24 protein-coding genes and 1 pseudogene are annotated in these 22,029 nt (G+C 71.5%); 15 read left to right on the forward strand and 10 right to left on the reverse strand.

The annotated features are described in order from the left end of the window. Complete coding sequence (locus AC07OQ_RS18100; protein WP_495054530.1) at positions 1-2,439, forward strand: diaminopropionate ammonia-lyase; 2,439 nt, start codon at positions 1-3, stop codon at positions 2,437-2,439. A 19-nt stretch (positions 2,440-2,458) separates the two neighbouring features. Here AC07OQ_RS18100 and AC07OQ_RS18105 read toward each other — a convergent pair whose 3' ends face one another. The 6 genes from AC07OQ_RS18105 to AC07OQ_RS18130 form a co-directional block, all read right to left on the reverse strand. Further along, positions 2,459-2,827 carry a DNA alkylation repair protein gene (locus tag AC07OQ_RS18105; RefSeq protein WP_495054592.1) on the reverse strand — a complete coding sequence of 123 codons (369 nt, stop codon included), beginning with the start codon at positions 2,825-2,827 and terminating at the stop codon, positions 2,459-2,461. Next, positions 2,824-3,123 (reverse strand): hypothetical protein, encoded by a 300-nt coding sequence (locus AC07OQ_RS18110; RefSeq protein ID WP_495054531.1) that lies wholly within the window; start codon positions 3,121-3,123, stop codon positions 2,824-2,826. Before AC07OQ_RS18110 ends, AC07OQ_RS18105 begins: the two co-directional genes overlap by 4 nt. 72 nt (positions 3,124-3,195) lie before the next feature. Beyond that, a complete protein-coding gene (locus AC07OQ_RS18115; RefSeq protein ID WP_495054532.1) occupies positions 3,196-4,104 on the reverse strand; it encodes an MBL fold metallo-hydrolase in 909 nt (302 codons plus the stop codon). Between the two features lie 228 nt (positions 4,105-4,332). Further along, positions 4,333-5,040 carry a DNA alkylation repair protein gene (locus tag AC07OQ_RS18120; RefSeq protein ID WP_495054533.1) on the reverse strand — a complete coding sequence of 236 codons (708 nt, stop codon included), beginning with the start codon at positions 5,038-5,040 and terminating at the stop codon, positions 4,333-4,335. A 65-nt stretch (positions 5,041-5,105) separates the two neighbouring features. Further along, entirely contained in the window at positions 5,106-5,720 is a 615-nt protein-coding gene (locus AC07OQ_RS18125) for an NADPH-dependent F420 reductase (protein ID WP_495054534.1), read from the reverse strand. 16 nt (positions 5,721-5,736) lie between these two features. Next, complete coding sequence (locus AC07OQ_RS18130; RefSeq protein WP_495054535.1) at positions 5,737-6,510, reverse strand: SDR family oxidoreductase; 774 nt, start codon at positions 6,508-6,510, stop codon at positions 5,737-5,739. Positions 6,511-6,640: 130 nt separating this feature from the next. On the opposite strand from AC07OQ_RS18130, the gene AC07OQ_RS18135 reads away from it, so the two are divergent. Both AC07OQ_RS18135 and AC07OQ_RS18140 read left to right on the forward strand, forming a co-directional pair. Beyond that, complete coding sequence (locus AC07OQ_RS18135) at positions 6,641-7,564, forward strand: LysR family transcriptional regulator (protein WP_495054536.1); 924 nt, start codon at positions 6,641-6,643, stop codon at positions 7,562-7,564. A gap of 87 nt (positions 7,565-7,651) precedes the next feature. Beyond that, positions 7,652-9,211 (forward strand): thioredoxin family protein, encoded by a 1,560-nt coding sequence (locus AC07OQ_RS18140; RefSeq protein WP_495054537.1) that lies wholly within the window; start codon positions 7,652-7,654, stop codon positions 9,209-9,211. 29 nt (positions 9,212-9,240) lie between these two features. Here AC07OQ_RS18140 and AC07OQ_RS18145 read toward each other — a convergent pair whose 3' ends face one another. After that, positions 9,241-9,822, reverse strand: coding sequence for an NUDIX hydrolase (locus AC07OQ_RS18145; RefSeq protein WP_495054538.1), 582 nt, complete (start codon positions 9,820-9,822; stop codon positions 9,241-9,243). Beyond that, positions 9,819-10,427, reverse strand: a complete 609-nt coding sequence (gstA, locus tag AC07OQ_RS18150; protein WP_495054539.1) for a glutathione transferase GstA — start codon at positions 10,425-10,427, stop codon at positions 9,819-9,821. Before gstA ends, AC07OQ_RS18145 begins: the two co-directional genes overlap by 4 nt. 149 nt (positions 10,428-10,576) lie before the next feature. On the opposite strand from gstA, the gene AC07OQ_RS18155 reads away from it, so the two are divergent. Continuing rightward, positions 10,577-11,509, forward strand: a complete 933-nt coding sequence (locus AC07OQ_RS18155; RefSeq protein ID WP_495054540.1) for a DUF2784 family protein — start codon at positions 10,577-10,579, stop codon at positions 11,507-11,509. Between the two features lie 98 nt (positions 11,510-11,607). Here AC07OQ_RS18155 and AC07OQ_RS18160 read toward each other — a convergent pair whose 3' ends face one another. Beyond that, positions 11,608-11,940, reverse strand: a complete 333-nt coding sequence (locus AC07OQ_RS18160; RefSeq protein WP_495054541.1) for a hypothetical protein — start codon at positions 11,938-11,940, stop codon at positions 11,608-11,610. A 195-nt stretch (positions 11,941-12,135) separates the two neighbouring features. Here AC07OQ_RS18160 and AC07OQ_RS18165 point away from each other — a divergent pair. From AC07OQ_RS18165 to AC07OQ_RS18205, 9 genes and pseudogenes are all read left to right on the forward strand, one after another. Continuing rightward, positions 12,136-13,518, forward strand: a pseudogene (locus AC07OQ_RS18165) (DUF1800 domain-containing protein). A gap of 6 nt (positions 13,519-13,524) precedes the next feature. Further along, positions 13,525-14,703 (forward strand): DUF1501 domain-containing protein, encoded by a 1,179-nt coding sequence (locus AC07OQ_RS18170; protein ID WP_495054542.1) that lies wholly within the window; start codon positions 13,525-13,527, stop codon positions 14,701-14,703. 24 nt (positions 14,704-14,727) lie between these two features. Continuing rightward, entirely contained in the window at positions 14,728-15,171 is a 444-nt protein-coding gene (locus AC07OQ_RS18175) for a DUF3106 domain-containing protein (protein ID WP_495054543.1), read from the forward strand. Beyond that, entirely contained in the window at positions 15,168-15,791 is a 624-nt protein-coding gene (locus tag AC07OQ_RS18180; protein ID WP_495054544.1) for an RNA polymerase sigma factor, read from the forward strand. Before AC07OQ_RS18175 ends, AC07OQ_RS18180 begins: the two co-directional genes overlap by 4 nt. Then, positions 15,788-16,102, forward strand: coding sequence for a hypothetical protein (locus AC07OQ_RS18185; protein ID WP_495054545.1), 315 nt, complete (start codon positions 15,788-15,790; stop codon positions 16,100-16,102). Before AC07OQ_RS18180 ends, AC07OQ_RS18185 begins: the two co-directional genes overlap by 4 nt. Before the next feature lie 215 nt (positions 16,103-16,317). Beyond that, a complete protein-coding gene (locus tag AC07OQ_RS18190; protein ID WP_495054546.1) occupies positions 16,318-16,788 on the forward strand; it encodes a MaoC family dehydratase in 471 nt (156 codons plus the stop codon). Between the two features lie 113 nt (positions 16,789-16,901). Beyond that, complete coding sequence (locus AC07OQ_RS18195; RefSeq protein WP_495054547.1) at positions 16,902-18,386, forward strand: alpha/beta hydrolase; 1,485 nt, start codon at positions 16,902-16,904, stop codon at positions 18,384-18,386. Next, positions 18,383-19,162, forward strand: a complete 780-nt coding sequence (locus AC07OQ_RS18200) for an ABC transporter ATP-binding protein (protein ID WP_495054548.1) — start codon at positions 18,383-18,385, stop codon at positions 19,160-19,162. Before AC07OQ_RS18195 ends, AC07OQ_RS18200 begins: the two co-directional genes overlap by 4 nt. Further along, positions 19,159-20,349 (forward strand): ABC transporter permease, encoded by a 1,191-nt coding sequence (locus AC07OQ_RS18205; RefSeq protein WP_495054549.1) that lies wholly within the window; start codon positions 19,159-19,161, stop codon positions 20,347-20,349. The genes AC07OQ_RS18200 and AC07OQ_RS18205 overlap by 4 nt, the downstream gene beginning before the upstream one ends. Before the next feature lie 97 nt (positions 20,350-20,446). On the opposite strand, the gene AC07OQ_RS18210 is transcribed toward AC07OQ_RS18205, so the two are convergent. Beyond that, on the reverse strand, positions 20,447-20,821 hold the full coding sequence (locus tag AC07OQ_RS18210) for a DUF4902 domain-containing protein (protein WP_495054550.1): 375 nt from the start codon (positions 20,819-20,821) through the stop codon (positions 20,447-20,449). Between the two features lie 176 nt (positions 20,822-20,997). Between AC07OQ_RS18210 and AC07OQ_RS18215 the strand changes: the two genes are divergently transcribed. Continuing rightward, entirely contained in the window at positions 20,998-21,711 is a 714-nt protein-coding gene (locus AC07OQ_RS18215; protein ID WP_495054551.1) for an autoinducer binding domain-containing protein, read from the forward strand. 115 nt (positions 21,712-21,826) lie between these two features. After that, the gene (locus tag AC07OQ_RS18220; protein WP_495054552.1) at positions 21,827-22,012 is read left to right on the forward strand and encodes a hypothetical protein; all 186 of its coding nucleotides are present in this window, start codon (positions 21,827-21,829) and stop codon (positions 22,010-22,012) included. The last annotated feature ends 17 nt before the right edge of the window (positions 22,013-22,029 follow it).

The following is a 22,029-nucleotide window of genomic DNA, read 5'->3' on the forward strand; positions in this document are numbered from 1 at the left end:
ATGTTCCTGCTCAACCCCCACGCCACGCGTCGCCCCTATGCCGCCGACCTCCAGCGGGTCCTCAGCCTGGAGGCCGGCCGCGCCAGCCGGGCGCGCCTGTCCACCTGGCCGCACCTGAACGCCCATCCGACCCCGGCCTGGGAGCTTCCCGGGCTGGCCAGGGCGCTGGGCATCGCCGGCCTGACGGTCAAGGACGAATCGAAGCGCTCGGACCTGGGCAGCTTCAAGGCCCTGGGCGCACCGAACGCATTGGTCCAGCTGGTGCTGCGCCGGTGGCCCGACCACTCCTGGACCGCCGCGGAACTGTTCGCGGGGCAGCACGCTGGCGCGCTGAAGGACTTCGTCGTCATCAGCGCCACCGATGGCAATCATGGTCGCGGCCTTGCCGCCGCTGCCCGGAGCATCGGCTGCCGCTGCGTGATCGTGCTGCATGCCCATGTCGGCCAGGAGCGGGAGGATGCGATCGCGGCCCATGGTGCCGAGATCGTCCGCATCCGCGGCAACTATGACGAGTCGGTCGATGAGGCCGCACGCCTGGCAACGGCCCATGGCTGGGAGGTCGTGTCCGACACCTCGTACGAGGGCTACGAGGACGTGCCGCGCGACGTCATGCAAGGCTATGGCGTGCTGGCGGAAGAGTTGCTGGAGGCCGTGCCGGCCTCAGCGCCCTGCCCGTGGACACACGTGGTCCTGCAAGGCGGCGTGGGCGGGCTCGCGGCAGGCATCGTCAGCCACTTCTGGGAGCGCTATGGCGCTCAACGCCCCCGCTTCATCGTGGTCGAGCCCGAGCAGGCCGACTGCCTGTACCAGAGCGCGCTCCAGGGCCGGGCATCGCTGGCCACCGGCAGCGTCGACTCCGTCATGGCCGGGCTCGCCTGCGGAGAAACCTCCCCGCTGGCCTGGCGCTTCCTCCAACCAGCGGTGGATATGTTTATGACAGTCTCCGACGCCCGGGCCGTCGAGGCGCTGCGGACTTTGGCCCATGCGGAGCATGGCGACATCCCGGTACTGTCCGGGGAATCGGGCGCGGCCGGGCTGGCGGGACTGCAGGCGCTGGCCGGCGATACGGAGGGGCTCGCGGCCAGCGGGCTAGACAAGCGCTCCCGCGTGCTGCTGATCAGCACCGAAGGCGCGACGGCGCCGACCGTCTACGCGGAGCTGGCGGGATGCGGCCACGAAGCGGTGCTCGCGGCCCAGCGCGCCTGGCTGGAGCGTCAGGGGATCGGCCAGGGCCAGCTGATGCAGCGGATCGACGAGCATGCGGCCATCGGCGCCATCGAAGGCGGCGGCGTCTGCCGCGTGGCCTTGACCGACGCGGACCGGCAGGGGCGGGACCAGCTGGTGGCCTGGATGGTCCAGCTAGGATTGGCCGTGCAGGTCGACCAGCTGGGCAACATCTTCGGCACCCGTGCCGGGCGGTCCAACGGCGCGCCGGTGATGACCGGGTCGCATATCGACACGGTCGCCACCGGCGGCCGCTATGACGGCAACTATGGCGTGATGGCCGGGCTGGAAGTGGTGCGTTGGCTCAACGAGCGCCGGATCGTCACCGAACGGCCGATCGTCGTCGCGGCTTTCACGAACGAGGAAGGCGTCCGCTACCAGCCCGACATGATGGGCTCGCTGGTGTATGCCGGCGGCTACTCCCTGCAGCAGGCGCTGGACACCATCGGCGCGGACGGATCGCGACTGGGCGACGAGCTGCAGCGCATTGGCTACGCCGGCGCCATGGCCTGCGGGGCGATCGTGCCGCAGGCCTTCGTGGAGCTGCACATCGAGCAGGGTCCGGTGATGGAGGCCGATGGCGTCCAGATCGGCGCGGTGGAGAACCTGCAAGGCATCTCATGGCAGGAGTTCACCATCACCGGCCAATCCAACCATGCGGGCACGACGCCGATGCGGCTGCGACGCGACGCGGGCTACTGCGCGGCCGCGATCGCCGTGTTCGTGCGGGACCTGGCGCGTCGCCATGGCGGCAGCCAGGTCGCCACCGTCGGCGCCATCCAGCTGCATCCGAACCTGATCAATGTGATTGCGGCTCGCGCCACGCTGACCGTGGATTTGCGCAACACCGACGACGCGATGCTCTGCGCGGCCGAGCGCGAGCTGGCCGCGTACATCCAGCGACTCGCCGCCGAGGAGTCCGTCGAGATCGAAGCGAGGCGGCTGGTGCGCTTCGAGCCGGTGACCTTCGATGGACGACTGGTCCGCATCATCGAAGGCGCGGCGGCCGCGCGAGGGTACTCGCAGCGCCGGATGACTTCCGGCGCGGGTCACGACGCGCAGATGATGGCGCGCATCTGCCCGGCGGCGATGATCTTCGTACCCAGCGTGCGAGGCATCAGCCACAACCCCCGCGAGTTCACGGAACCGGCCGATCTGGCGCGCGGGGCCGATGTGCTGCTGGACGTGCTGCTGAAGCTGGCGGCCGAGCCTTGAGGCTTTTCTTGCTTCGGCGCTAGCTCGGGCCGGCCGGCAGCGGACCGTGCCGGCGCTCGCATCGACTCGCATCGGCACCATCAGCGGCCGCATCCCGCCCGCACCTGGCGCGCCGCTCCTGGCCGACAGCAATGCACGGACGTCCGGCCCCGTCTGTCTCTCCATCTCCGGTCAATCTGCCGCAGGTGCCCGGCCCAGCCGCGGCTTCAGCTCCCGCAGCGCATCGGCCCCGATCCAGCGCGCGCTTCTCCGACCGCGCCCGCAGCCGCTCGGCGCAGGCAATGGCCTGCGGCAGCAGCGCGCGCGAGCGCTTGCCGATCTGGCGCAGCGCCCAGTTGACCGCCTTCTTGACGAAGTTGCGCTCGTCGTCGGCCGCCGCCTCGATCAGCGCAGCATTGCCACGAAGTCCACGTCGGACCGCCCCATGTCATGCACGGCCATGGCCGCCAGCAGCGAGAAGGCGGCGCGCTTGACGAACAAGTCCCCGTTGCGCGCCGTGGCCCACACCGGGACGCTCGCACAGGACCCAGGCGCGCATGCCCTGACCACCGCCGGCGCGGCCGGGTCGGTCACCAGCGAGGCGGCGATCTGCGCATCCGGGATGCCGCTGTCCCACCGCGCCAGGGCCGGCTGGTCGCCGCCGCCACGCTGGGCCGCGTGGCGCTGGCCCGGTTCGCGGCGCATCGGCGGCCGCTGCCGTCCGAGGCGATCGACCGAGCCGGGGTCAGGACTTGCCGACGGCGGGCAGTCCCCCCGTCAGTACCCCCAGTAGGCCGGTACAAAACGAAAGACGTCGCCTTCGACCGCCACCCGGCCGAATGGGAACGACACGTGAGCGGCCACCAGCAGCTCGCGGGTCGCCGCCAGCTCCCGCAAGAGACCGATCCGGACGCGGACCGCCTCCTCGGGGTCATGGTCGAAAGCGTTGTACCAGTCGGGGCGGTCGAAATGGTTGTGGAACACGGCATCGCCGAGGAAGGTCATCCGCTCGCCGCCGGATGCCAGGCGGACCACGCTGTGCCCGGGCGTGTGGCCGCCGGTGCGACAGACGAGCACCCCCGGCGCCACCTCGCACTGCGCGTCGAACAGCCGCAGCTGGCCGCGGTATTTGTCCAGGAAGCGCGCGGCGACGGGCCCAAGCACGTCCCGCACCGGCGGCGGCATGAAGGGGGGGAAATCGGGCGAGGCCCAGAACTCGGCCTCGGCCGCCGCCAGGTGGATCGGCACGTCCGGGCGCAGCCGCCCCATCAGTCCGTCGGCGAGCAGCCCGCCGACATGGTCCACATGCATGTGGGTCAGCACCACGTCGGTGATGGATGCGGGATCGATGCCGGCGGCGTCCAGTCGCAGGGCCAGGTGCCCGTTGCGCGGGGAGTGAAACTCCGCGCCCACCCCGGCGTCGACGAGTATGGTCTGGTCGCCGCTGCGCAGCACGACCACGTTCAGCGGCCAGGCGAACTCGTCCGGCGGCAGGCGCATGTGGTCCAGCCAGGCCGCCATGTCGGCCGGGTCGGCGTTGGTGGCGATCGTCGTGGCCGGCTGCGGCAGCACCCCATCGCTGATCACCAGCACCTCGATCTCGCCAACCCGCAGCGCATAGCGCGACGGCACCAACTCGTCGGCCCTCTGGCTGGCGGCGCGCAAGGAGTTATCCACGGAATTCATAGTGATGAAGCCTCAAAGAAAGACCACCCGATTGCCCGGGCCGAACCAGTCGGACGACTGGCAGCAAGTCTCCGTTCAACACCCTGCGGTGTCGGGCGCGGATCACGGCGGAAGGCCGTGTGTCTTTCATCGTAGGGAGGACGGGCGCGAGGCGGTAGGCTGCAAACGGGCGCACGGTGGTGCCCGATACGCACCAATTGGCACCACGAAAGCCGATGCCTGTCGCGTCTAGCCGGCCCGGCCTGCCCGCTCGAACCTGGGCCTCAGTTCCCGCAGCGCATCGCCCCCGATCCAGCGCGCGCTCTTCTCCGGCCGCTCCCGCAGCCGCTCGGCGCTGGCGATGGCCTGCGGCAGCAGCCCGCGCGAGCGCTTGCCGATCTGCCGCAGCGCCCAGTTGACCGCCTTCCTGACGAAGTTGCGCTCGTCATCCGCCGCCGCCTCGATCAGCGGCAGCAGCGCCGCGAAGTCCGCATCCGCCCGCCCCTTGTCATGCACGGCCAGCACCGCCAGCAGCGAGAAGGCCGCACGCTTGACGAACAGGTCCTCATTGCGCGCCGCGGCCCACACCGGGATGCGCGCCCAGGCCAGCGGCGACCTGCGAAACGCATTCAGGCAGGCCTGGTCGCAGACGTCCCAGGCCTGCATGCCGCGCGTCCAGCGGTTCATCTGCGCCACCGTGAGGGCGGCCGGGTCGGCCAGCAGCGAGGCGACGATCTGCGCGTCGGGGATGCCGGTGTCCCACAGGGCCAGCGCCAGCTCATGGTCCGTTCGGCCCAGCTGCTTGCCGAGCGTGCGCATCTGCGGCACCGACAGGCCCAGCCGCGTCGCGCCGGTCAGGCCGAAGCGCGCCATGCCGTCCAGCGCCTCCGGCCGCGCCTGGGCCCGCAGCAGCTGCAGGGGCTGCGCCAGGCGCTGGTCGAGGGTGATGTCGGACATGCGGCTGGAGGGCGATGATGAGGAAGAGAAGGGCCGGGTCTTGCCGGCCCGATCCTACCGGGGTCTCAAGCGCCGAACTTCACCAGGTTCAGCGCCGGCAGCGGGCCGCCCGGGAACTGGCTCAGGCGGCCGCCCTCGGCCAGCGTGCCCAGGTCGATGGCCGCGAAGCCCAGCCGCTCTTCGATCAGCCGCGTCACCGTGGCCTTGGCGTCGCGCTCGTCGCCGGCCAGGAACAGCACGCGCCGGCCGCCCTCGGCGCGCGGATCGCCCGCCAGCAGATGGGGCTGCAGGTGGTTGAAGGCCTTGACCACGCGGGCGCCCGGCACATGCTTAGCGAACACCTCGCTGGAGGCGCGGCCGCCCAGTTCGATGGGCTGGAAGGTCGGCGCCTCGATCGGATTGTTGGCGTCGATCACGATGCGGCCGCCCCAGTCCGGCAGGCCGGCCAGCGCCGCCGGGATCTTGGACCAGTTGACCGCGACGAACACGAGCTCGGCTTGCGCCGCCTCGGCCACCGTGCCGGCCCGGGCCTGCGGACCCAGCTCGCGGACCAGGGCCTGCAGCGAGTCCGGCCCGCGCCGGTTCGCCAGGGTCACCTCCAGGCCGCTGCGGGTCAAAGCGCGGGCGATGGCGGCGCCGATATTGCCGCTGCCGATGATGCCGATGCTGTGGTTGCTCATGGTCTTGCTCCGGGGCTCAGGCGGAATACCCACCATCGACCGGCATGTTGGCACCGGTGATGAAGCTGGCGCCAGGGCTGGCCAGGTAGGCCACGGCATCGGCGATCTCGGCCGGCTGCGCGTAGCGCTGCAGCGCGATATAGCCGCGCGCCTGCTGGGCGAACTCGCTGTTGTCGGGGTTCATGTCGGTGTTGGTCGGGCCGGGCATCACGTTGTTGATCGTGATGCCGCGCGGGCCGAGGTCGCGCGCCAGCGCCTGGGTCCAGCCGGCCACCGCGGCCTTGGTCAGCACATAGAGGCCGCCGCCGCCGTAGGGCACGTACTCGCTGTTGATGCTGCCGATATTGATGATGCGGCCGCCCCGGCCATCGTTCGCCATGTGCTTCAGCGCCTCCTGCGTCGCGACGAACACGCCCTTGACGTTGACATTGACGATGCGGTCGAAGTCCTCCAGCGAGAACTCGCCGGCCGGCTTGACGATCGCGATGCCGGCGTTGTTGACCAGGATGTCGATGCGTTCGAGCACGGTGGCGGCCTGCTGCACCGCGGCCGCCATGGCGGCGGCATCGCCGGCGTCGGCAGGGATCGCCAGCGCGCGGCCGCCGGCGGCCTCGATCTCCTTGACGAGAAGCTCGGCCGGCGCCGGCGAGGCCATATAGGTGAAGGCGACCGCGGCGCCCTCGGCGGCCAGGCGGCGCACGACGGCGGCGCCGATGCTGCGCGAGCCGCCGGTGACGAAGGCGACCTTGCCGGCCAGCGAGCGGGAAGAAGAAGCGGTGACGGTGTTCATGTCGGTTCCTTTCGAGGAAGAGAAGAAGTGGCTTGCGATGGCTCTACTTTGGGCGCCGCACTCCCCTTTCGGTAGCCGGCAATGTCTAGAATCTTTTTCAAGCAATGCTTGAAGATTGGTGGTCGAAGCGATGGAAACCCTGGCGAACCTGGAATCCTTCGTGCGCAGCGCCGAGGCCCTGAGCTTTTCGGCCGCCGCGCGGCGCCTGGCGCTGACGCCGGCGGCGGTGAGCCGCAACGTGGCGCGGCTGGAGGCCAATCTGGGCGTGCGCCTGTTCCAGCGCAGCACCCGCAAGCTGACCCTGACCGAGGCGGGCGAGCGCTTCCTGCAGTCGGTGGCCGGCTCGCTGGACGGCATCCAGTCGGCCATCGCCGCGCTGGCCACCGACGCCGGCCAGCCCGCCGGCACCCTGAAGCTGAGCATGGCGCCGGGCTTCGGCATCGACTACGTGCTGCCCCTGCTGCCGGACTTCCTGGCGCGCTACCCGGCGGTTCGGCCGGACTGGCATTTCGACAACCGCAAGGTGGACCTGATCGCCGAGGGCTTCGACGCCGCGATCGCCGGCGGCATCGAGCTGGCGCCGGGCGTGGTGGCGCGCGAGCTGGCGCGGGTGCATATCGTCGCGGTCGCCTCGCCGGCCTATCTGGCAGGCCGGCGCGAGGCGAAGGAGCCGGCCGACCTGGCCGACTGGGACGGCCTCGCGATGCGCTCGGTCCAGCATGGCCGGCTGCGCGACCGGCTGCTGCGCCATCGCGACGGCCGCGAGGCGGCGATCGAGCCGCGCATGCGCGCCGTGCTCAACGACCCCGAGGCGCTGACCCACGCCGCGCTGATGGGCCTGGGCGTGGCCCTGGTGGCCCTGCCCCATGTGCTGCCGCATCTGGAGGCCGGGCGGCTCAAGCGCGTGCTGCCGCAGTGGTACTGGGACGCCGGCCCGCTCTCGCTGTACTTCCCGGGCCAGCGCCTGCTGCCGGCCAAGACCCGGGTGTTCATCGACTTCCTGGTCGAGCGCTTCCGCGCCGAGCGGCTGGCCGAGCGCTTCGCGGCGGTCTGAACAGCGCACAGATCCTCCCAAAATCCGCATGAGCTCCTGCATTCCCCTCATGGGCAGGGGCTTGCGCCCGGACCGACAATCCCGGCCATGAACAAGTCCCTGACCGCGCTGGCCCTGGCCATCGCCCTGCTGGCCCCCGCGGCCCATGCCAGCGCTCCGGCCACCGCCGGCGTGGCCTGGCAGAACGCCGCGGCCGATGCCGACATCGAACGCGCCTTCGCGCGCGCCAGGGCCGAGAAGAAGCCGGTGCTGCTGTACTGGGGCGCCAAATGGTGCCCGCCCTGCAACCAGCTGAAGGCCACGCTGTTCAACCGCCAGGACTTCATCGAGCAGTCGCGCGCCTTCGTGGCCGTCAATATCGACGGCGACCTGCCCGGCGCGCAGAAGCTCGGCGCGCGCTTCAAGGTGCGCGGCTACCCGACGATGATCCTGTTCGGCCCCGAGGGCGGCGAGATCACGCGCCTGCCCGGCGAGGCCGACGCGCCCCAGGTGCTGCAGGTGCTGCAGCTGGGCATGGCCGGCGGCCGCCCGGTCAAGGCGGTGCTGGCCGATGCGCAGGCCGGCAAGAAATTGACGACCAATGAATGGCGCCTGCTGGGCTTCTATTCCTGGGAGACCGACGAGCAGCAGCTGGTGCCGGCCGGCGAGCGCCCGAGCCTTTTGGTGCAGCTGGCCGTGGCCAGCGCGGGCGCAAACGATGCCGAAACCACGACGCGCCTCTGGCTGAAGGCCCTGGCCGCCAGCCAGGCCGGCCTGGGCGTCAGACCCGACGCCGCGCTGCGCGAACGCGTGCGCGCGGTGCTGGCCGACGCGAAGCTAAGCCGCAGCCATGCCGACGTGCTGGGCAACGAGGCGGCCGACATTGTCCGGGCCCTGACGCCCGAGCCCGGTGCCGAGCGAGCGGCCCTGGTAGCCGAGTTCGACGCCGCGCTGAAGCGCCTGGAGCTTGACGCCACGCTGTCGCGCGCCGACCGCACCCAGGCCCTGATTGCCCGCGTGCAGCTGGCCCGCATCGATGCGCCCAGAGACGCGCTGAGCCCCGGCATCGCGCCCGCGCTGCTGGCCGAGGTCAGGGCCCATGCCGCCAAGGCCGACCGCGAGGTCACCGAGGGCTACGAACGCCAGGCCGTGATCACCGCGGTGGCCTATCTGCTGGGCCAGGCCGGGCTGTGGAAGGACAGCGACGAGCTGCTGAAGGCCAGCCTGGCCAAGAGCCACTCGCCCTACTACCTGATGAGCCAGCTCGGCGGCAACGCCCGCAAGCAGGGCCGCAAGGACGAGGCGCTGCGCTGGTACGCGGAGTCCTTCGCCAAGAGCGAGGGCCCGGCCACGCGCCTGCAATGGGGCTCGGGCTATTTGGCGGCCCTGGTCGAGCTGGCGCCGCAGGACGCCGCCAGGATCGAGAAGACCGCGGCCCAGCTGTTCAAGGAGGCCGCGCAGGACAAGGGCGCCTTCTACGAGCGCAGCGCGCACGCGCTGCAGCGCGTCGGCGCCAAGCTGGCCAGCTGGAACGCAGAGGGCCGGCACCGGGCGGTGCTGCAGCGGCTGAAGACCCAGCTGAACGGCGTCTGCGCCAAGGTGGACCCCGCCGATCAGCAGCGCGCCACCTGCGAGGCGCTGATCAAGGCGCCGGTAAGGAAAGGCTGACCCCCTGCGGACGCTCGAACTCCGCCGGGTCAGGGCAGCAATAACTTGAGTTTCTGGGCCAGGCCGCGAAAACGCGCCTCGCCGGAATCCGCCAGCTCGGCCATCGGCCGCCAGGCCGCGCCATGCACCTCGTCCGGCTGCGGGGCCAGGTCTTGCCCTTCCATGGTCGCGATCACCAGATAGGCGTAGTCGTGGTGCCAGTGCGCCCCCTCGCCCTTCTTCGGGTTGGCGGCGATCGGGTGGCTGTCGATGTCCAGCGGCTGGGCCGAGCCCCAGGCCGGGTGGGCCGAAAGCCGCGTAACGCCGGTCTCCTCGGCCACCTCGCGCAGCGCCGAGGCCCACAGGTCCTGGCCCGCCTCGTAATGCCCGCCCGGCTGCAGCCAGCGCCCGATCACGCGGTGATGGATCAGCAGCGTGTGGGTCAGCCCGGGGTTCAGCACCAGGGCGCTGGTCGTCACATGGCCGCGCATGTTCGCGCGGCTCAGGGGATCACCCGCATCCTCGTCGAGCTGGGCGCGCAGCGCGGCCAGCCGCGGCGCCTCCTCGGGCAGGCGGTGCAGATAGCGCCCGAGCTGCTCCCGCGCCTCGCGGCGCGCCTGCTCGGGGCTCATTGCAGCAGCCCCTCTGCCCGCAGCGCGGCTCGCACGGCCGGCCGGGCGGCCACACGCACGCGGTAGTCTCCCAGCGCCGCCAGGCTGGCAATATCCACGCCCACCTTGGACGCCCAGTTCGTGACGGTGAACAGATAGGCATCGGCCACGGTGAAGGTCTCGCCCATCAGGTAGGGGCGGCCGGCCAGCTGCGCATCGACCCAGGCCAGGCGTTCGCCCAGCCTGGTGCGGAACAGCGCCTTGGCCTCCTCGGGCTGAGCCGGGTTGAACAGCGGCGAAAAGCCCCTCTGCAGCTCGGTGCCGATGAAATTCAGCCATTCCTGCAGGCGGTAGCGTTCCCAGGATCCCTGGGCCGGCGCCAGCCGGCGCTCCGGCACCTGGTCGGCGATGTACTGCACGATGGCCGCGCCCTCGCTCAGGCGCCGACCGTCGTCCAGCTCCAGCAGCGGTACATAGCCCTTGGCATTGATGCTGTAGTAGTCGGTGCCATCCGCCAGCTTATGGGTCCTGGTGCTGGCCAGCACCAGCTCGAAGGGCAGGTCGGCCTCGCGCAGCACGATATGGGGGCTCAGCGAGCAAGCGCCGTTGCTGTAGTAGAGCTTCATGCATCGTCTCCGGTGATTTCGGGCAGGCGCCGACGACCGATCCGGGTTCGCCGGCGCCGCCGGTGAGACAGGAGAGTGTGCCAGACTGCCCCCATGGACCGCCATTCCCCGGTCGCCGCGCCTGCGCGCGAGGACGCCGCTTCGCTGCCGTGCGTCGGGCGCGGCGCGCGGCCCTGAACCCGATGGCTGCGGCGCATTGGCTGAGGCTGGCCGACCTGGTGCTGCTGCTGCATGCCGCGCTGGTGCTGTTCGTCGTCGGTGGCCTGCTGCTGATCATCGCCGGCAACCGGCTCGGGCGCTGGCCCTGGGTGAACCGCGCCTGGTTCCGCGTCGCCCATCTGGCGGCGATCGCCAGCGTCGTGGCCGAGTCCTGGATCGGCCTCACCTGCCCGCTGACCACGCTGGAATCGTGGCTGCGCGTGCGGGCCGGCATGGCGGGCTACGGTCCGGACCAGGGCTTCATCGCCCATTGGCTGCACCGCCTGCTGTTCTATGACGCGCCGGACTGGGTGTTCACCCTGCTCTACAGCGGCTTCGGCTTGCTGGTGGTCGCCGCATGGTGCTACTTTCCGCCCCATGCCGGCACCCGGTCATCCCCAGGAGGCGCCATGAGCCACAAGCCCGCGAAGACAAAGCTGCATTTCGCCATCACGATCCAGGCCCCGCGCGAGCGGGTCTGGCGCACGATGTTGGAACTGCCCACCTATCGCCAATGGACCGCGGCCTTCACGCCGGGTTCCACCTACGAGGGCTCATGGGAACAGGGCCAGGCGATCCAGTTCCTCGCCCCGGGCGCCGGCGGCATGGTGGCGCGCATCGCGGAAAACCGCGCGCCCGAGTTCGTCTCGATCGAGCACCTCGGCATGATCGATGCCGACGGCGTCGAGGACCGCGACAGCGAGGCCGTGCGCGCCTGGCTCCCGGCCTTCGAGAACTACACCCTGCTGGCGCCGGCGCCCGACCGCACCGAGGTACGGGTCGACATGGACATCACGGCCGACTACGAGCAGATGATGCGCGAGCTCTGGCCCAAGGCGCTGGCGGCACTGCAGGCGCTGTGCGAAGCCCCGCCCTCGCCCTGAATGCGCCGCAGCGCGCCGCGCATGTACGTCGGGATGTACGTCGCGAGGCACGCCCGGCTGCGCGCGGGTTCCTGATCGGCGAACCGCTTCCGGCCCGCTCAGGGCCGCGTCTGCGCGTCGCGCTTCTGGCGCGCGATCATGCGGCTGCCATGGTCCTGGCGCTGCTCCAGCCGCAGCGCTTCCCGGCCGCTGAGGTGGCCGTCGGCTTCGGCGCGCTGCTCCAGCCTGGCGGTGCGCGCCTGCTGGCGCTGCAGGCGGCGCTGCTCGCGGCGCGTCAGCCGGCCGGATTCGGCGCCGCCGGCGATGCGCTCGGCCTGGCGGTCCTGGCGCTTGTCGACGCGCCGCTCCATGCGCTCGGCAGGGTCGGCGGCCAGCGCCGGGCCGGCCAGCAGGATCATCAGGGCGGCGCTGAGGGTGAGGCTGCGAATCATGAGGGGCGTCCTTGCTTGCGGGTTGCACCGGCCGCAATGCCGATGTGGCCCTTGAACCGCGCCGGCGGCGCCGCGCTTACGCCAATCCCGGGCGCGGCGCGGGGATTTGCCGGCGCGGCGTAAGAACCGGCACCGGCGCGGGTTGAAGCGCACAAGGCCCCACCGACATCGGCACCCACATTCCCCTCCCCCGCCATGCAAGCCGCCGCCCTCGCCGCCCACCGCTTCGGCTATGCCGAGACCAGCCTGCGCGCCCTGCAGTCCGATCCGCGCGGCTGGGTCCAGGCCCAGTTCGCGCCCGAGGCCCAGACGCCCTTCGACGCCGTCGGCCTGGCCGACAGCGCCGCTGCGCTGCGCGTCACCCGCGAGCTGCTGCGCGCCGCGCTGCAGCAGCAGCAGCCGCTACCGGCCATGCCCGGGGGGCCGCAGAACGGTCGGGCGATGGCCGCCGCCGCGGAGCGTCGCCTGCTGCGCCAGATCAACCGCGAGGGTCTGCGGCGCCGCTGGCAGCACATCGTCGCGACCGCGACCCCGGTGGCCGAGCGCTGGGTGCAGTTCTGGGCCAACCATTGCTGCGTCGCCGCCACCAAGGGCACGACCCTGGCCCTGGTCTGGCCGCACGAGAACGAGGCGATCCGGCCGCATGCCTTCGGCAGCTTCAAGGATCTGCTGCGCGCCTCCACCCTGCACCCGGCCATGCTGCTCTACCTGGACAACGCGCAGTCGGTGGGCCCGGATTCGCGCGCCGGCCGGCGCCGGCCCGAGCGGCCCCGCGGCCTGAACGAGAACCTGGCGCGCGAGCTGCTGGAGCTGCACACCTTGGGCGTGGACGGCGGCTACACCCAGGCCGACGTGACCGAGACCGCGCGCCTGCTGACCGGCTGGACCGTGCGCTTCAATGGCGACGGCACGGCCGGCTTCGAGGCCGCGCTGCACCAGCCCGGGACCAAGCACATCCTCGGCAAGCGCTATGCCGAGGGTCCGCAGGCGCTGGATGCGCTGCTGGGCGACCTGGCGCGCCACCCCGCCACCGCGCGCCATCTGGCCGGCAAGCTGGCGCGCCATTTCGTCACCGACGATCCGCCCGCGGCCCTGGTCGACGCGGTGGCCGCCCGCTACCTGGCCAGCGACGGCGATCTGCGCGCCACCGCCGGCGCGCTGTTCGAGCATGAGTCGAGCTGGCGGCGCGACCATCGCCCCAAGTTCAAGCGCCCCGAGGAACTGCTGCTGTCGACCCACCGCATGCTGAAGCTGCCCTTCGCGGGCGGCGACGCCGCGCTGGACGCCGCGGCCCAGGCCGTGCAGGCCATGGGCTAGGCGCCGGGCCGCGCGCCCTCGCCCCAGGGCTGGCCGGACCGCAGCGAGGACTGGCTCTCGCCGGACGCCCTGTTCAAGCGCGTGCAATGGGCCGAGCGCTTTGCCGCCGCCCATGCCGACGCGGCCGATGCCCGGCTGCTGGCGCGCCTGGCCCTGGGCGAGGACCTGGGCGAGCGCACGCGCCGGCAGATCGAGCGCGCCGACAGCGGCGCCCAGGCCCTGGCCCTGTGGCTGGCCAGCCCCGAATTCCAGCGGAGGTAGGAACAGATGCCGAGCTCATACCCGCTGCGGCGCCGCGCCGCGCTGCAATGGCTGGCCGCCGGCGGTCTGGCGGCGGCCGCCCCGGCCCGGCTGGCCCTGGCCGGCGGCAGCCGCGATGCCGAGGCGCCGCGCCTCGTCGTGGTGATGCTGCGCGGCGCGCTCGACGGGCTGGCCGCGGTGCCCGCCGTCGGCGATCCGGCCTGGGCCGCGCTGCGCGGCCCGCTGCCGGCGCCCGAGGCGGCGCCGCTGCCGCTGGACGGCTCGCTGTTCGCGCTGCACCCGGCGCTGACCCAGCTGCACCGCTGGTATGGCGAGCGCCAGCTGCTGGTGCTGCACGCCGTCGCCAGCCCCTACCGCGAGCGCTCGCATTTCGACGCCCAGCAGCTGCTGGAGAGCGGCGGCGAGCGGCCCTTCGCGCTCTCCACCGGCTGGCTGGGCCGCGCGCTGCAGGCCACCGGCCAGCCGGCCGTGGCGCTGACGCCGGCCATGCCGGTGGCGCTGCGCGGCGCCGCGCTGGCCAGCACCTGGACGCCATCGCGCCGCCTGGCCCGGGCCGACAGCGAGGACCTGCTGGCGCGCGTCTCGCGCTTGTACGACGAGGATCCCGCCCTGCAGGCGGCCTGGTCGCAGGCCCTTGCCCAGCAGGGCATGAATGCGGCCATCGGGACCACCGGCTCGCCGGGCGGCGGCTTTGCCACGCTGGCGCGCCAGGCCGGCGGCTTCCTGGCGGCCGATAGCGGCCCGCGGGTGGCCTGGCTGGAAAGCGGCGGCTGGGACACCCACACCCAGCAGCTGGGCCGCCTGCAGCGCCTGCTGGGCGGATTGGACGAGGGGCTGGCCGGCCTGCGCGAGGCCCTGGGCCCGCATTGGGACCGCACGACGCTGCTGGTAATGACGGAGTTCGGCCGCTCGGCCGTGCCGAATGGCAGCGGCGGCACCGACCATGGCACCGGCGGCATGGCCCTGCTGGCCGGCGGTGCGGTGGCCGGCGGGCGCGTGCTGGCCGACTGGCCGGGTCTGGCACCCGCCCAGCTGCTGGACGGGCGCGATCTGCGGCCCACGCTGGATCTGCGCGCCGTGCTGGCCGCGCTGCTGCAGCATCAGTTCGGCCTGTCCCAGGCCCAGCTGGACGCCGGCGTGCTGCCCGGTGCGCCGCGGCCGCCCGCGGCGCTGTGGCGCGCTTGAGCGATGATGGCCATGGAGATGCCGATGAAATCCCTCGCCCGCGCCCTCCTCCTTGCTGCCGCACCGGCCCTGCTGGCGCTTGCCGCGGGCGCGACGCCGGTGGCCGTGCCGGATCCGCAGGACTGGGCCCGCCAGACACCGGAACAGCAGGCCCAACGGCGCGCCGAACTGAAGCAGCAGCTGCAGCAGGCCACGCCGGCCGAACGCCGCGTCTTCCGCCAGCAGCTGCGCCAGCGCCTGGAAACCCTCAGCCCGGCCGAGCGCCGGGCCCTGGTGGCGCAGACCCGCGAGCGCTGGGAGGAGCTGCCGCCGGAGCAGCGCCGGCAGCTGGCCGAGGAGCGTCGCCAGCAGATCAAGGCGATGACGCCCGAGCAGCGCCGCGAGCTGCTGCAGCAGCGCCGCGCGATGCTCGAGAAGCTCAGCCCCGAGGAGCGCCGCGCCCTGCGCGAGCGGCTGCCCACCGAATGAAGGGCCGCGAAGCCGCCCTGCCCGCGCCGGCCGGTCGGCTGGCCCGCTGGTTCGGGCGCCCCCCGCCTGCGCAGGAGGATTGGTCGCTGTGGCGGCGCGCCTGCGACGGCGAGGCCGCGGCCGCGACCGCCCTGGTGCGACGCCTGACGCCCCAGGCCCATGGCCTGGCGCTGCGGCTGCTGAGGCGCGCCGAGGACGCCGAGGACGCCGAGGACGTGGTGCAGGAATCCTTTCTGCGCCTGTGGGGCAGCCGGCCCAGCGAGGCCCATGGCGCGGCGCTGGCCACCTTCTTCAACGCCATCGTGATCAACCGCTGCAAGACCCTGCTGACCCAGCGCCGCGAGCTGGCCACCGAGCCCGAGGCGCTGACCGCGCTGGCCGATGCGCAGCAGCAGCCGCCGCCGCCAATGGACGCCGCGCCAGCGGACGACGCGCTGCGCAGCGCGCTGCAGCGCCTGCCGGCGCGCCAGCGCATGGCCCTGGCCATGTGGGCCTATGCCGACGCCTCGGTGGCCGAGATCGCCCGCGCGCTGGAGCTCGACGCCAACGCCACCCACCAGCTGCTGCACCGCGCCAAGCAGGCACTACGCCAGCATGTACAGATGAAGGAGCCGTCATGACCGATGATGACGACGCGCTGCGCCGGGCCCTGCGCGCCGAGTTGCAGCAGACCCGCGAGAACCCCGACACCGCCGCGCTGCAGCAGCGCGTGCTGGCCCAGTGGCAGCAGCGCCACGCCGCCCCCGAGGCCCGGCTGGCCGCGGCCGATGGCGGGCCCGCCCTGCGCCGGCCCACCGGCCGCTGGCTGGGCGCTGCCGCCCTGGCCAGCAGCCTGATGGTGCTGGCCTGGTGCAGCGTCAGACCCGACCCGACCCTGGACGAACTGATGCAGCTGGACGTGCTGTCGCAGATCGCGATCGGGGAGATGTGAACCACCCCCTACGGCCTTCGGCCGGCCCCCTCTAGGGGGCACGCCCGCAGGACCGGCAAAGCCGGATCCTCGGGCGTCGCTGGAGGATGCTGGCGCGTAGGCGATGGTGTGGTGTGGTGCCCCGCCGAGCCGGCAAAGCGGGATCCTCGGGCGTCGCTGGGGGATGCTGTCGCGCAGGCGATGGCGGTGGCCCATGCGCTGCCTATAGTCGGCCCATGGACAAGACCCATGCTTTCGAGGATTTCGCGGTCGGCCAGGTGCGCGAGTTCGGCGGCCGCGTCGTCGACAAGGCCGAGGGCCTGGCCTTCGCCGCCGCCTACGACCCGCAGCCGCTGCATCTGGACGAAGACGCCGCCACCGCCTCGCTGCTGGGCGGCCTGTCGGTCAGCGGCTGGCACACCTGCGCGATGGTGATGCGCATGATGTGCGACGCCTACCTGCTGGACTCCACCAGCCAGGGCTCGCCCGGCATCGACAATCTGCGCTGGCTCAAGCCCGTGCGCCCCGGCGACACCCTGCGCGTGCGCATGACGGTGCAGGAGACCAAGGCCAGCAAGACCCGGCCCCAGATCGGCCTGATCCGCTCGGCCTGGGAGGTCTTCAACCAGCGCGACGAGGTCGTGATGACGATGGAAGGCTGGGGCATGTTCGGCCGGCGCGAGCCCGCGCCGCCAGCCGCCGGCTGAATCCCGCCGTTCGTCCCGCCGCGCCGCCGTCCATGGCATGGGCGCTTGGACGGTCCGCGCCGTTTCCCATAATCGGGCCGCATCCGAACAAGGCACGCGATGGAGGACGGACGATGAGGGCGAGGAGAGATCGACGCGCATGGGCCCTGGCCCTGGCGCTGCTGGCCGCCGCGGGGCTGGGCGCGCGGGCCCAGGCCCTGCCCGAGCGGGAGGCGCCCACCCGGCCCTGCCGTGTCGAGGGCGTGCCGACCGAGCTGGCATGCGGCGTGCTCAAGCGGCCGCTGAACCCGCAGGAGCCGCTGGGCCGGCAGATCGAGCTGCACTATCTGGTCGTGCCGGCGATGGCCCGCAACAAGCAGCCGGACCCGGTGGTGATGCTGGCCGGCGGGCCCGGCCAGAGCGCGATCAGCATCGCGCCGCTGGTGCTGCCGCGCCTGGCGCGCCTGAACAACCGCCGCGACCTGGTCTTCATCGACCAGCGCGGCACCGGCCGCTCGGCCGCGCTGGAATGCCCGGATGAGAGCAGGCTGCCGCTGGCCGAGGCGCTGGACCCGCAGGCCCAGCTGCGGCGCCTGGCCGACTGCCGCGCGGCGCTGGAGCAACTGCCGCATGGCGACCTGCGCTTCTACACCACCGAGATCGCGATGCAGGACTTCGACGCGGTGCGCCGGCAGCTCGGCGTGGCGCAGTGGAACCTGGTCGGTGCCTCCTACGGCACGCGCGCCGCGCTGGAGTACCAGCGCCAGTTCCCGCAGCGGGTGCGGCGCATGGTGATCGACGGCGTGGCGCCACCGGACATGGTGCTGCCGGCCAGCTTCTCGACCGACGGCCAGGCCGCGCTGGATGCGGTGTTCAGGGCCTGCGAGGCGGAGGCCGCCTGCCAGCGGCGCTACCCGGCGCTGCGCCAGCAATGGGCGACCCTGCTGGCCGGCCTGCCGCGCGCCGTCACGGTGGCGCATCCGATGACCGGGAACCCCGAGCGCTTCACCCTGACGCGCGCCATGCTGTTGCGCGGCACGCGCCAGCCGCTGTACAGCCCGGCCCTGGCCGCGGCACTGCCGGCCGCCATCCACCAGGCGGCGCAGGGTCGCTTCGAGGCCATCACCGGCCTCGCGGGTGCGCTGGGCGGCGGCGGCAAGGCCATGAAGCTGGCGATGGGCATGCATTTCTCGGTGGTCTGCGCCGAGGACCTGCCGCGCCTGGCCGCCGCCGGCGACGCGCCCGGCGCGGACTTCGGTCGCGTCGATGCCGAGCAGTACCAGGCCGTGTGCAAGGCCTGGCCCCGCGGCACGGTGTCGCCGGACTTCTACACGCTGAGGCCGGCCGCCAGTCCGGTGCTGCTGCTCAGCGGCGGGGCCGATCCGGCGACGCCGCCGCGCCATGGCGAGCGCATGGCCAAGGCGCTTGGCGCCAGGGCCGTCCATGTGGTGGTGCCCGAGGCCGGCCACGGTGTGATGGGCCTCCCCTGCATGCGCGAGGTGGTGCACCGCTTCATCGACGCCAGGGAGGACGGCGCGGCGCTGGCGCTGGACGCCGGCTGTGCCGCCAGGATCCCGCGCCCCGTCGCCTACCTGCCGATCGAGGTACAGCAGCCATGATCCATATCGACCAGGTCGCCAAGCAGTTCCACACCCGCCCCGGCGGTTCCGTCTTCAAGAGGGCGCCGAAGCAGACCGTGCATGCGGTGCGCAGCGCCAGCCTGGACGCACCGAACGGCCGCATCACCGGCCTGCTGGGCCCCAACGGCGCCGGCAAGACCACCACCCTGCGCATGCTGGCCGGCCTGTTCCCGCCGGACGCCGGCGCCATCGCGGTGGACGGCATCGATGTGCGCCAGCGGCCACGCGCGGCCCTGGCCCGCATGGGCATCCTGGGCGATGCCCATGGCCTCTATCCGCGGCTGTCGGCGCGCGAGAACATCGTCTACTTCGGCCGCCTGCAGGGCATGGAGACCGAGGCCGCCCACGCGCGCGCCGAGGCACTGGCCCAGCTGCTGGACATGAAGCACATCCTGGAGCGCCGCGCCGAGGGCTTCAGCCAGGGCGAGCGCATGAAGACCGCACTGGCCCGCGCCCTGGTGCACGACCCGGCCAATATCGTGCTGGACGAGCCCACCAACGGCCTGGACGTGCTGGCCACCCGCGCGCTGCGCGAGGCGCTGCGCCATCTGCGTTCGCCGGAAGGCGGCGGCAAGTGCATCGTGTTCTCCAGTCACATCATGCAGGAGGTGGAGCAGCTGTGCGATCACGTCGTGGTGATGGCGCATGGCCGCTCGGTGGCCGAGGGCACGGTGGACGAGCTGCTGGCCCAGGCCGGCGCCGCCCGCTTCGAGGACGCCTTCGTGAAACTGGCCTTCGGGGGAGCCGCCGCATGACGAAGAGCCACAAGTCGGAGGCCTGGAACGACTTCCTGATCGTGCTGCGCAAGGAGATCGTCGATGCGCTGCGCGACCGCCGCACGCTCTTGCGCCTCCTGATCCCGGCGGTGCTGATGGGCCCGCTGCTGCTGATGGCGCTGTCGGGCCTGATCGCCTCGCTGGAGGAGCGGGCCGAGCGGCGCGAGCTGCTGGTGGCGGGCATCGAGCATGCGCCGACCTTGCGCAACTATCTCGAGCGCCAGACCTACACGATCAAGCCGGCGCCAGCCGACTACGAGGCGCGGCTGCGCGCCACCCGGTTGCTTGAGCCGGTGCTGGTGATCGGCAAAGACTTCGAGGCCGAGCTGCTGCGCGGCGAGCGCCCGACGGTGGAGATCGTCACCGACAGCGCCAACCAGCGCGCCAGCGCCGGCACCGGCGCCATGCAGCGCCTGCTGCAGGGCTTCGGCCGCGAACGCGCGGCGCTGACGCTGGCGATGCGCGGTGTCTCGTCCGAGCTGCTGCAGCCGCTGGCCGTCGAGGAGCGCGACCTGGCCAGCACCCAGGCCCGCGCCGCCCGCATCACCAGCATCATCCCGATGTTCATCATCATGGCGGTGCTCTACGGCGCGCTCACCGCGGCGCTGGACAGCACGGCCGGCGAGCGCGAACGCGGCTCGCTGGAGCCCCTGCTGATGAACCCGGTGCCGCATGGCGCGCTGGTGGCCGGCAAATGGGGCGCGGTGGCCCTGCTGGGCCTGGCCGTGGCCCTGCTGGCCAACCTGAGCTTCGTGCCGGCCCAGTGGCTGCTGAAGAGCGACAGCCTGCAGGCAATGTTCCAGTTCGGCTGGGGCGAGGTCGGCGCCTTCCTGCTGCTGCAGCTGCCGCTGGCCGCCGGCCTGGGCGCGCTGCTGATGGCGCTGGCGATCCGCTCCAAGACCTACAAGGAGGCACAGGCCGGCTCCACGCTGATCATCACCCTGGTGGGCCTGGCGCCGATGGTGAGCCTTCTGAATCCCGGCGGCGACGCGCCCTGGTATCTCTGGGTGCCGGGTCTTGCCCAGAACACGCTGATGCTGCTGGTGCTCAAGGGCGAAACGCCCAGCCTCGCCCAGGTGCTGCCCTCGATGCTCGTCGGCCTGGCCCTGACCATCGCCGGCCTGGCCTATGTCGCGCGCTCGATGCGGGTCGCCGTGGCGCGCTGAGCGGCCGATCGAGCCAAGCCCGAGGATCCGGTTTGCGCCGGTTCTTCGGGCGCGCCCCTCGAGGGGCAGAGCCCGGACGCAGGCCGTTGGGCGGGGCCTAGTGCACCAAGCCCAGCGCCCGCTGCACCTCGTCCTGCCAGGGCAGGGTGTGGACGATGCCGTTGAGCTGCAGCACCGACTGCATCGGTGCCAGCACCTCGCCTTCGGCGCTGACGAACTGCAGATTGGTCACCAGGGCCATCGGGTCGGCCAGCGCCACCACGCCCTCGGGCAGGCGGATCCAGTCCCAGGCCACCCCGGCCGCGGCGCCGTTCTCCGATTCCCCGGTCCACAGGGTTTGTCCCATGGAAGGATGCTCGGCGTCGCCCGACACCAACACACGAGTCGTCGAATGCGCGAAATGCAAACGGGTTACGCGCCGGGTCTCACACAAAATTCGCGGCCAAGCGTACACAATCCAAGTTGGAGTCATTGTCTTAATTTTTCTCTGGATGAAGGACAGCTGGCACAAGCCTTGTTCGGCTGATGCATTGCGGTCAGTGTGCAAAGGCCCGCCATGAATCGCTAGCTGTAAACCTTGTCAGGGATATGAATGGGTTGAAGCCCGGTGTCGCCTGATCGACCCGGCCTATTGTGAGAAAGAGTTCGATGCTGCAGGGCGGTTACCAGTCGGTGCTCGAAGCCAGAACCCGTGATGAATTTCGCGGCGAGGTGCTGCGCTTCACCAAACAACTGGAGTTCGAGACCTTCTCGGCCATCACCGTTGTCGACCATGCGATTGGCAAGTCGGAGTTCATTGCTATCGACAATTCACCGCCTGGATTCAGCGATGCATTGAACGATCCCCGCTTGGGACGTATTGATCCGGTCATGCAGCACTGCAAGCGCAGCAGTGTGCCGATCGTCTGGGATCAGCAGACCTATGTGCACCACAACGTCGCCGACTTCTGGGAGAACCAGGCCCGCTTCGGCTACCGAACCGGTATCTGCCTGGCATTGCACCTCCCCGAAGGCCGACACTTCGTGCTTGGAGTCGATCGCGACAAGCCGCTGCCGCAGGACAACACTCAACTCACCCGTCTGGTTGCCGATCTGCAGTTGTTTGCCGTCCATGCGCTGGATGCCGCGATGCGCGTGCTGCTGCCGCCGGAACAGCAGCTGGATGCCCCGAAGCTGACCCCCCGCGAGCTGGAATGCCTGCGCTGGACCATGGAGGGCAAGACCGCCTGGGAGGTGGGCGGCATCCTCAGCATCACCGAGCGCACGGCGGTGCTGCACATCAACAACGCCATGCACAAGCTGGGCAGCAGCAACAAACATCAGGCCGTGCTCAAGGCGCTGCGCCTTGGCTTAATACGATAAGACCGGCACCGTACATCCCCCATCTGTAAGAGTTGACAGTTACGCATGATCGACGTTGCCGTTTCAATCCGGGCTGTGCACTTCTTCGCACATCACAGAACACCCGGAGCCGGTCATGCAAAAGCAAGTTCAAGAGCAACAAGTCATTCCCGCCGCCCACCAGTCCACGGGCCCCGTCGAGATCGATGCCAGCCTGCTGCAGTTCGTCAGCGGCGGCGCCCCCAAGAACACCTGGTCCGAGCCCGATGCCGTCGAGCTGGCCACGACGACTTCCAGCCAGGCTCCGAAGAACACCTGGTAAATCCAAGTTTCGCTGTC

Source organism: Roseateles sp. GW821-FHT09B06 (assembly GCF_059418245.1).

Bases quoted from the DNA above. Each gene is read 5' to 3' on its own strand.
- AC07OQ_RS18120 (WP_495054533.1), bottom strand. From the start codon at position 5,040: ATGTCCGACATCACCCTCGACCAGCGCCTGGCGCAGCCCCTGCAGCTG.
- AC07OQ_RS18195 (WP_495054547.1), top strand. From the start codon at position 16,902: ATGAGGGCGAGGAGAGATCGACGCGCATGGGCCCTGGCCCTGGCGCTG.
- AC07OQ_RS18100 (WP_495054530.1), top strand. From the start codon at position 1: ATGTTCCTGCTCAACCCCCACGCCACGCGTCGCCCCTATGCCGCCGAC.
- AC07OQ_RS18170 (WP_495054542.1), top strand. From the start codon at position 13,525: ATGCCGAGCTCATACCCGCTGCGGCGCCGCGCCGCGCTGCAATGGCTG.
- AC07OQ_RS18110 (WP_495054531.1), bottom strand. From the start codon at position 3,123: ATGCGCCGCGAACCGGGCCAGCGCCACGCGGCCCAGCGTGGCGGCGGC.
- AC07OQ_RS18125 (WP_495054534.1), bottom strand. From the start codon at position 5,720: ATGAGCAACCACAGCATCGGCATCATCGGCAGCGGCAATATCGGCGCC.
- AC07OQ_RS18130 (WP_495054535.1), bottom strand. From the start codon at position 6,510: ATGAACACCGTCACCGCTTCTTCTTCCCGCTCGCTGGCCGGCAAGGTC.
- AC07OQ_RS18200 (WP_495054548.1), top strand. From the start codon at position 18,383: ATGATCCATATCGACCAGGTCGCCAAGCAGTTCCACACCCGCCCCGGC.
- AC07OQ_RS18205 (WP_495054549.1), top strand. From the start codon at position 19,159: ATGACGAAGAGCCACAAGTCGGAGGCCTGGAACGACTTCCTGATCGTG.
- AC07OQ_RS18145 (WP_495054538.1), bottom strand. From the start codon at position 9,822: ATGAGCCCCGAGCAGGCGCGCCGCGAGGCGCGGGAGCAGCTCGGGCGC.
- gstA (WP_495054539.1), bottom strand. From the start codon at position 10,427: ATGAAGCTCTACTACAGCAACGGCGCTTGCTCGCTGAGCCCCCATATC.
- AC07OQ_RS18180 (WP_495054544.1), top strand. From the start codon at position 15,168: ATGAAGGGCCGCGAAGCCGCCCTGCCCGCGCCGGCCGGTCGGCTGGCC.
- AC07OQ_RS18185 (WP_495054545.1), top strand. From the start codon at position 15,788: ATGACCGATGATGACGACGCGCTGCGCCGGGCCCTGCGCGCCGAGTTG.
- AC07OQ_RS18215 (WP_495054551.1), top strand. From the start codon at position 20,998: ATGCTGCAGGGCGGTTACCAGTCGGTGCTCGAAGCCAGAACCCGTGAT.
- AC07OQ_RS18175 (WP_495054543.1), top strand. From the start codon at position 14,728: ATGAAATCCCTCGCCCGCGCCCTCCTCCTTGCTGCCGCACCGGCCCTG.
- AC07OQ_RS18220 (WP_495054552.1), top strand. From the start codon at position 21,827: ATGCAAAAGCAAGTTCAAGAGCAACAAGTCATTCCCGCCGCCCACCAG.
- AC07OQ_RS18115 (WP_495054532.1), bottom strand. From the start codon at position 4,104: ATGAATTCCGTGGATAACTCCTTGCGCGCCGCCAGCCAGAGGGCCGAC.
- AC07OQ_RS18210 (WP_495054550.1), bottom strand. From the start codon at position 20,821: ATGACTCCAACTTGGATTGTGTACGCTTGGCCGCGAATTTTGTGTGAG.
- AC07OQ_RS18140 (WP_495054537.1), top strand. From the start codon at position 7,652: ATGAACAAGTCCCTGACCGCGCTGGCCCTGGCCATCGCCCTGCTGGCC.
- AC07OQ_RS18190 (WP_495054546.1), top strand. From the start codon at position 16,318: ATGGACAAGACCCATGCTTTCGAGGATTTCGCGGTCGGCCAGGTGCGC.
- AC07OQ_RS18160 (WP_495054541.1), bottom strand. From the start codon at position 11,940: ATGATTCGCAGCCTCACCCTCAGCGCCGCCCTGATGATCCTGCTGGCC.
- AC07OQ_RS18135 (WP_495054536.1), top strand. From the start codon at position 6,641: ATGGAAACCCTGGCGAACCTGGAATCCTTCGTGCGCAGCGCCGAGGCC.